The sequence below is a fragment of the Pseudomonas sp. PS02303 genome (assembly GCF_029959925.1).
In the GTDB taxonomy this organism is placed as follows: domain Bacteria; phylum Pseudomonadota; class Gammaproteobacteria; order Pseudomonadales; family Pseudomonadaceae; genus Aquipseudomonas; species Aquipseudomonas mandelii.
Genome location: NZ_JASCOM010000338.1, coordinates 1 through 5393 on the forward strand (window position 1 = coordinate 1; position 5393 = coordinate 5393).

The 5393-nt window shown below is 61.0% G+C and carries 4 protein-coding genes and 1 pseudogene; 4 read left to right on the plus strand and 1 reads right to left on the minus strand.

What is annotated here, in order from left to right; all coding sequences use genetic code 11:
- Positions 1-103: 103 nt before the first annotated feature.
- On the minus strand, positions 104-778 hold the full coding sequence (radC, locus tag QMX98_RS32000) for a DNA repair protein RadC (RefSeq protein WP_010465196.1): 675 nt from the start codon (positions 776-778) through the stop codon (positions 104-106).
- 136 nt (positions 779-914) lie between these two features.
- On the opposite strand from radC, the gene coaBC reads away from it, so the two are divergent.
- The 4 genes and pseudogenes from coaBC (at position 915) to argB (ending at position 5221) form a co-directional block, all read left to right on the plus strand.
- Positions 915-2123: a bifunctional phosphopantothenoylcysteine decarboxylase/phosphopantothenate--cysteine ligase CoaBC gene (gene coaBC / locus QMX98_RS32005; RefSeq protein ID WP_010465198.1), complete on the plus strand. Its 1209-nt coding sequence runs from the start codon at positions 915-917 to the stop codon at positions 2121-2123.
- 5 nt (positions 2124-2128) lie between these two features.
- Entirely contained in the window at positions 2129-2584 is a 456-nt protein-coding gene (dut, locus tag QMX98_RS32010) for a dUTP diphosphatase (protein ID WP_282411943.1), read from the plus strand.
- Positions 2585-2913: 329 nt separating this feature from the next.
- Positions 2914-4290 (plus strand): annotated as a pseudogene (locus tag QMX98_RS32015) (phosphomannomutase/phosphoglucomutase); the annotation flags it as partial.
- Between the two features lie 25 nt (positions 4291-4315).
- Positions 4316-5221: an acetylglutamate kinase gene (gene argB, locus QMX98_RS32020; RefSeq protein WP_010465204.1), complete on the plus strand. Its 906-nt coding sequence runs from the start codon at positions 4316-4318 to the stop codon at positions 5219-5221.
- Positions 5222-5393: the final 172 nt, after the last annotated feature.

The window sequence follows — 5393 nt, forward strand, 5'->3', positions numbered from 1 at the left end:
GAGCTTGCTCCCGCCGGGCTGCGCAGCGGCCCTGAAGATCCTGTGAGCGCTGCGCACTCAAGCGGGAGCAAGCTCCCTCGCCACAGAAGCCCGTCCCCAAGCCCTACATCCACCCATACTCGGCCATTGAAAGCGGCTCGCCGTCACCAATGATGAAATGGTCAAGCACTCGCACATCAATCAATTCCAGCGCCTCTTGCAAGCGTTTGGTCAGCGTGCGGTCGGCCTGGCTGGGATCGGAATTGCCCGACGGATGGTTGTGGCAAAGGATCAACGCGGCGGCGTTATGAGCCAATGCGCGCTTGACCACCTGTCGCGGGTACACGCTGGTGTTGTCGATGGAGCCGCGAAACAGCACCTCAAACGCCAGCACCCGGTGTTTTGAATCCAGGAACAGGCTACCGAAGACCTCATGCGGCTCGTGGCGCAGCATCGACTTGAGGTAGTCGCGCACCGCCAGGGGGCTTTCCATCACTGAATCACGTCGTAACCGCTCTGCCAGATGCCGGCGGGCCATTTCCAGCACCGCCTGCAACTGCGCAAACTTTGCCGGCCCAAGGCCGAGCTCACCACTGAAGGTCCGAAGGTCGGCCTCGAGCAAAGTGCGCAGGCTGCCAAATTGCTGCAACAGGTGTCGCGCCAAATCCACCGCGCTTTTGCCGGACACACCGGTCCGTAAAAAAATCGCCAGCAGCTCTGCGTCCGAGAGACTCGCCGATCCCTGCTCCAGTAACTTCTCCCGCGGCCGCTCCGCCGCCGGCCAATCACGAATACTCATAGCACCTTCCCTGTCTGTGGGCGCCGCTGTTCCATAGCGGTCGCTGTGATATCGTAGCCCATCTTTTTTGCTGGCGATTTCATCCCTGGGGAGGGGGTCTCGCCATGCTGTCATCAACGAAATAAAAGGCAGACCTATGCAGCGGCTGTATCGGAAACGCATCGTTCTGGGCGTCGGCGGCGGTATTGCTGCCTACAAGAGCGCCGACCTGGTTCGCCGCCTGATCGACCAGGGTGCCGAAGTGCGCGTGGTCATGACCCGTGGCGGCAGCGAGTTCATCACTCCGCTGACCATGCAGGCCTTGTCCGGGCACCCGGTTCATCTCGACTTGCTGGACCCCGCGGCAGAAGCTGCCATGGGCCACATCGAGCTGGCCAAGTGGGCCGATATGGTGCTGATCGCCCCTGCTACGGCGGACCTGATTGCCCGTCTGGCCCAAGGCATTGCCGACGATCTGCTGACCACGCTGGTGCTGGCCACCGATGCGGTGGTCGCCATCGCCCCGGCGATGAACCAGGCCATGTGGCGCGACCCGGCAACCCAGGCCAACCTGCAAACCCTCGAAAGCCGCGACATCAAAGCCTTCGGGCCGGCCTCCGGTAGCCAGGCGTGCGGCGACGTCGGCCTGGGCCGCATGCTCGAAGCCGTCGAACTCGCCCAATGCGCGGCGGACTGCTTCAAGCGCCAGGCATTGACCGGCAAACACGTGCTGATCACCGCCGGCCCGACTCAGGAAAACATCGATCCGGTGCGCTACATCACCAACCACAGCTCCGGAAAAATGGGCTTTGCCCTGGCCGAAGCCGCGGTGGAAGCCGGCGCCCGCGTCACGCTGATCACCGGCCCGGTGCACCTGCCGACTCCGGATCGTGTCACCCGCATCGACGTGGTCAGCGCTCGCGACATGCTCGCCGCCTGCGAAGCCGCGATCCCTTGCGACCTGTTTATCGCCTCGGCAGCGGTCGCGGACTACCGTCCTGAAGTCGTCGCCCCACAGAAACTCAAGAAAGACCCTACGAACGGCGACGGCTTGTTGCTACAGATGGTGCGCAACCCGGACATCCTGGCCACCATCGCCACCCGCCCCGACCGTCCGTTCAGTGTCGGCTTCGCTGCCGAAACCGAACACCTGCTCGATTACGCTGCCCGCAAGTTGAAAGACAAGAACCTCGATCTGATCGTCGCCAACGACGTCGCCAACCCGAGCATTGGCTTCAACAGCGAAGAAAACGCCTGCAGCGTGATCGATCGAGAACTGCACGCCACACTTTTCGCCCAGACCAGCAAGAGCAAAATTGCTCGCCAGCTGATCACTTTTATCGCCGAACGTCTGAACCAGGTTTAATTTACATGCACGCTTTGCAAGCCAAGATCCTCGACCCCCGCATCGGTACCGAATTCCCGCTGCCGCAGTACGCCACACCTGGCTCCGCCGGCCTCGACCTGCGCGCCATGCTGGAAAAAGACACCGTCATCAAGCCGGGCGAAACCCTGCTGATCCCGACCGGCCTGTCCGTCTACATTGGCGATCCGGGTTTGGCCGCGCTGATTTTGCCGCGCTCCGGCCTGGGCCATAAACATGGCATCGTGCTGGGCAATCTGGTCGGTTTGATCGACTCCGATTACCAGGGCCCGCTGATGGTTTCGTGCTGGAACCGTGGCCAGACCGACTTCAACATGGCGGTCGGTGAGCGCCTGGCTCAACTGGTTCTGGTGCCGGTGGTTCAAGCGCACTTCGAGATGGTCGAAGAGTTTGTTGAAACCGAGCGTGGTGCCGGTGGTTTCGGGCATTCCGGCAGCCATTGATCCGATAAAGCATCCTGTGGCGAGGGAGCTTGCTCCCGCTGGGCTGCGAAGCGGCCCCAAGATTTTGTGAGTGCCGCGCACCCAAGCGCAAGCAAGCCTCCTCGCCAAAATTCGCACAACGTTCATCTGGAAGGTTTACCGCCCAAAATCAAGGCATTGACCGATCATTACCCCGCAAACGCAGGTGGCATGGCCTTTTCGCACCACGAACTCTCAGTGGAAAACGCCGTCATACCCTTCAGTTTGAGCCCGCCGACGAGATTTTCGCGGACAGGTCCAGTCACTTTCGAGATGGAGCATTCCCACAGATGAGCACCCCAGCCACAGTCGCACCCAAGTTCCCGGACAGCATCTTCCGCGCCTACGACATTCGCGGCACGGTCCCGGAATTCCTGAACGCTGAGACCGCTTACTGGCTCGGCCGCGCCATCGGTGCCCAGAGCCTGGCCCAGGACGAACCGAACGTTTCCGTTGGCCGCGACGGCCGCCTGTCCGGCCCGGAACTGGTCGAACAATTGATCAAGGGCCTGGCCGACAGCGGTTGCCACGTCAGCGACGTGGGCCTGGTGCCAACCCCGGCGCTGTACTACGCCGCCAACGTACTGGCCGGCAAATCCGGCGTCATGCTCACCGGCAGCCACAACCCGTCGAACTACAACGGGTTCAAGATCGTGATCGCGGGCGACACCCTGGCCAACGAACAGATCCAGGCCCTGCACGACCGCCTCAAGACCAACAACTTGAGCAGCGGCAAGGGCAGCGTCACCCAGGTCGAGATCCTCGACCGCTACAACACCGAAATCGTCCAGGACATCAAACTGGCTCGTCGCCTGAAAGTCGTGGTCGACTGCGGCAATGGCGCGGCCGGCGTGATCGCCCCGCAATTGATCGAAGCGTTGAACTGCGAAGTCATCCCGCTGTTCTGCGAGGTTGACGGTAACTTCCCGAACCACCATCCGGACCCGGGCAAGCCTGAAAACCTCGTCGACCTGATCGCCAAGGTCAAGGAAACCAACGCCGATATCGGCCTGGCTTTCGACGGCGATGGCGACCGCGTCGGTGTGGTGACCAACACCGGCAGTATCGTCTACCCGGACCGCCTGCTGATGCTGTTCGCCCGCGACGTACTGGCGCGCAACGCGGACGCGGAGATCATCTTCGACGTCAAATGCACCCGCCGCCTGACACCGCTGATCAAGGAATACGGCGGCCGTCCGCTCATGTGGAAGACCGGTCACTCGTTGATCAAAAAGAAAATGAAACAAACCGGCGCCCTGTTGGCCGGCGAGATGAGCGGGCATATCTTCTTCAAGGAGCGCTGGTTCGGTTTTGACGACGGCATTTACAGCGCCGCGCGTCTGCTGGAGATCCTCAGCAAGGAAAAATCCACCGCGGAAGAGCTGTTTGCGACCTTCCCGAACGATATTTCTACGCCGGAAATCAATATCCATGTGACCGAAGAGAGCAAATTCAGCATCATTGATGCATTGCACGACGCGAAGTGGGGCGAAGGCGCCGACCTGACCACCATTGACGGCGTGCGAGTCGACTACGCCAAAGGCTGGGGCCTGGTGCGCGCGTCCAACACCACACCGGTGCTGGTGCTGCGCTTCGAGGCCGATGACGAGGCTGAATTGCAGCGCATCAAGGACGTGTTCAAAGTCCAGCTGAAGCGTGTAGCACCTGATCTCCAATTACCGTTTTGATCTTCTGAAGCACCCGGAGCCCTGAATGACCCTCGAACGCGAAGCCGCCGCCAACACCGCCAAGGTCCTGTCCGAAGCGTTGCCTTACATTCGCCGCTATGTCGGCAAGACGCTGGTGATCAAATACGGCGGCAACGCGATGGAAAGCGAGGAGCTGAAAACCGGCTTCGCCCGCGACATCGTGTTGATGAAAGCCGTCGGTATCAACCCGGTGGTGGTTCACGGCGGCGGCCCGCAAATCGGCGACCTGCTCAAGCGCCTGTCGATCGAGAGCCACTTCATCGATGGCATGCGCGTGACTGACGCGCAGACCATGGACGTGGTGGAAATGGTCCTCGGCGGCCAGGTCAACAAGGACATCGTCAACCTGATCAACCGTCATGGCGGCAGCGCCATCGGCCTGACCGGTAAAGACGCCGAGCTGATTCGTGCGAAGAAGCTCACCGTGACCCGCCAGACGCCGGAGATGACCCAGCCGGAAATCATCGACATCGGCCAGGTAGGCGAAGTGGTCGGGATCAACACCGACTTGCTGAACCTGCTGGTCAAAGGTGATTTCATCCCGGTCATCGCGCCAATCGGCGTCGGTGCCAACGGCGAGTCGTACAACATCAACGCTGACTTGGTGGCCGGCAAAGTCGCCGAAGCACTGAAGGCTGAAAAGCTGATGCTGCTGACCAACATCGCCGGCTTGATGGACAAGTCGGGCACGGTCCTCACCGGCCTGACCACCCAGCAAGTCGACGAGCTCATCGCCGACGGCACGATCTACGGCGGCATGCTGCCGAAGATCCGTTGCGCGCTGGAAGCGGTTCAGGGCGGCGTGGGCAGCTCGCTGATCATTGATGGCCGGGTGCCGAATGCGATTCTGCTTGAGATCTTCACCGATACCGGTGTGGGTACGTTGATCAGCAATCGCAAGCGTCACTAAGCAACACAAACAAAAAGACCCCGCTCAGCTTGGCTGAGCGGGGTCTTTTTTTGCCTGCGCACTCCCTTGTAGGAGCGAGGCTTGCCCGCGAAAGCGATCTGACAGTCCCATCATTGCTGAATGTGACGACGCCTTCGCGGGTAAGCCTCGCTCCTACAGGTCAGCGTTAGAC